Below are 2,888 nucleotides of genomic sequence, written 5' to 3'. Positions count from 1 at the left end.
CCTTGACGAGAACGCAACGAGAACATAGAACATAGCCGGAACACGCAATCTGGGGACAAGATCATGGCGCGTTGGGTGAGGGATATGCTGTCGCTTGCGTCCTGCGGCGGTTTCGTCTGGATGTGCTGGCAGGTCGCGCTCGCGGCGCCGGTCGCCTGACGACGGGCTTTCCGGGGCGAATTGTCCGAACTGTCCGAAACTGTCCCACGAATTTTCGCGGACACGGACACTTTGAGCCATCCGCGAGTCGGGGTCTGATCGAACCATGAGCGGAGGCGGCGGACGGTGAGCGGGGCAGGGGATCAGGGCTTCATCCACCTGCGCGTCCGCTCGGCCTATTCGCTGCTGGAAGGCGCGATCAAGGCGGGCAAGGTTCCCACGCTGGCGGCCGACGCGGGCATGCCCGCCGTGGGCGTCGCCGACCGGGCCAATCTGTTCGGCGCGCTGGAGTTCAGCGAGGCGGCCAAGGGGGCGGGGGTCCAGCCCGTCATCGCCTGCGCGCTTCCCGTCACCGGCATCGGCGGCAAGATCAACGAGCGCTGGGCCAAGGTCCCGACCGTGGTCCTTCTGGTCCAGAACGAGGCGGGCTGGCTCAACCTCAGCGCCCTGTCGTCCTCGGCCTTCCTCGACGCCGGCTCGATGGACGAGCCCAGCGTGCCCTGGACCATGGTGGCGGAGAAATCCGAGGGCCTGATCCTGCTGTCGGGCGGCCCCGACGGCCCCGTCGACCCCCTGTTCGTCCAGTCCCGCCCCGAGGAAGCCGCGGCGGCCCTCGCCGAGATGACGCGGGTCTTCGGCGACCGCTTCTATGTGGAACTGCAGCGCCACGGCCTGCCCAGCGAAGGTCAGGCCGAACGCGGCCTGGTCGAATGGGCGTACGCGCACGACACGCCCTTGGTCGCCACCAACGACGTCCACTACGCAAAGGCGGCGCAGGCGCGCTCCCACGACGCCCTGCTGTGCATCGCCGACGGCGCCTTCACCGGTCAGGAAGATCGCCGCCGCATCACCGGCCAGCACTGGTTCAAGCCGGCCGCGGCCATGCGCGAGCTGTTCGCCGACCTGCCCGAGGCCTGCGATACGACCATCGAGATCGCCCGCCGCTGCGCCTTCATGGCGCCGACCCGCGCGCCGATCCTGCCCCGCTTCGACGCCGGCGCCGGTCGCACCGAGCCCGACGAACTGATGCATCAGGCCCGCGAGGGGCTGAAGGCGCGCCTGCAGGCGGTCACGCCCGCCGCGCCCGAGGAAGAATACTGGACCCGCCTCGAATGGGAGGTCGGCATCATCCAGCAGATGGGCTTCCCCGGCTATTTCCTGATCGTGTCGGACTTCATCAAATGGGCCAAGAGCCACGGCATTCCCGTGGGTCCGGGCCGGGGTTCGGGCGCCGGTTCGCTGGTCGCCTGGGCCCTGACCATCACCGATCTGGATCCGCTGCGGTTCGGCCTGCTGTTCGAGCGTTTCCTGAACCCCGAACGGGTCTCCATGCCCGACTTCGACATCGACTTCTGCCAGGAGCGGCGGGAAGAGGTGATCGACTACGTCCAGGACCGCTACGGCAAGGACCGGGTGGCCCAGATCATCACCTTCGGCACCCTGCAGGCGAGGGCCGTGCTGCGCGACGTCGGCCGGGTGCTGCAGATGCCGCTGGGCCAGGTCGACCGCCTCGCCAAGATGGTGCCGGCCAACCCCGCCAACCCCGTCACCCTGGCCCAGGCCATCGAGATCGAGCCCCGCCTGCGCGAGGCCCGCGACAACGACAGGGCCGTGGCGACCCTGCTGGAGACGGCGCTGGAGCTTGAGGGGCTGTACCGCAACGCCTCGACCCACGCCGCCGGCATCGTCATCGGCGACCGCCCCCTGATCGAACTGGCGCCCCTGTACCAGGACCCGCGCTCCACCATCCCGGCCAGCCAGTTCAACATGAAATGGGTCGAGGCCGCCGGTCTGGTGAAGTTCGACTTCCTCGGCCTCAAGACCCTGACCGTGCTGGACCGCGCGCGTCAGTATCTGGAACGGCGCGGCGCCGCCCCCGACTGGAACGGTCTCCCGCTCGACGACCCCAGGACCTATGAACTGATGGCCTCGGGTCAGACGGTCGGGGTGTTCCAGCTGGAATCCCAGGGCATGCGCGACACCCTGCGCAAGATGCGCTGCGGCTCCATCGAGGAGATCACCGCCCTGATCTCCCTCTACCGGCCCGGGCCGATGGAGATGATCGACACCTACATCGATCGAAAGTTCGGCCGCCAGGAAGTGGACTACCTCCACCCCTCGCTGAAGGAGGTGCTGACCGAGACCTACGGCGTCATCATCTACCAGGAGCAGGTGATGAAGATCGCCCAGATCCTGGCGGGCTATTCGCTGGGCGAGGCCGACCTTCTCCGCCGCGCCATGGGCAAGAAGAAGAAGGAGGAGATGGATTTCCAGCGGGCGCGCTTCATCAAGGGCGCCTCCGAAAAGGGCGTGCCCGAAGAACAGTCGGGCGGCATCTTCGACCTCGTGGCCAAGTTCGCCGGCTACGGCTTCAACAAATCGCACGCCGCCGCCTACGCCCTGATCTCCTTCCAGACCGGCTGGCTGAAGGCGACCCATCCGGTCGAATTCATGGCCGCGTCCATGAGTCTCGATCTCAGCAATACCGACAAACTCGCGGTTTTCTATCAGGATTGCCGACGCTTCGAGGTGCCGGTGAAGGCTCCCGACGTCAACCGCTCCTCGGCCGATTTCGATGTCGCCTGGGAAGAGGGGGCCGACGGCGAAAAGGCCGGCTCGGTCCTCTACGCCCTCGGCGCCATCCGCAACGTCGGTCTGGAGGCCATGAAACACCTCGTCGAGGTGCGCGAGACCGGCGGCCGGTTCACCGACATCTTCGACTTCCTCGA

At 67.3% G+C, this 2,888-nt stretch carries 1 protein-coding gene; it reads left to right on the top strand.

Annotated features, from left to right (window positions below):
- Positions 1 to 285: 285 nt before the first annotated feature.
- On the top strand, positions 286 to 2,888 hold a 2,603-nt coding region (dnaE, locus tag V6M42_RS14800; RefSeq protein WP_332679200.1), incomplete at its 3' end, for a DNA polymerase III subunit alpha.

The sequence above is a fragment of the Brevundimonas sp. genome (assembly GCF_036677305.1).
GTDB lineage: Bacteria > Pseudomonadota > Alphaproteobacteria > Caulobacterales > Caulobacteraceae > Brevundimonas.
The sequence above is the reverse complement of the archived record's forward strand: the minus strand, read 5'-3'. Positions and strand labels throughout refer to the sequence as shown.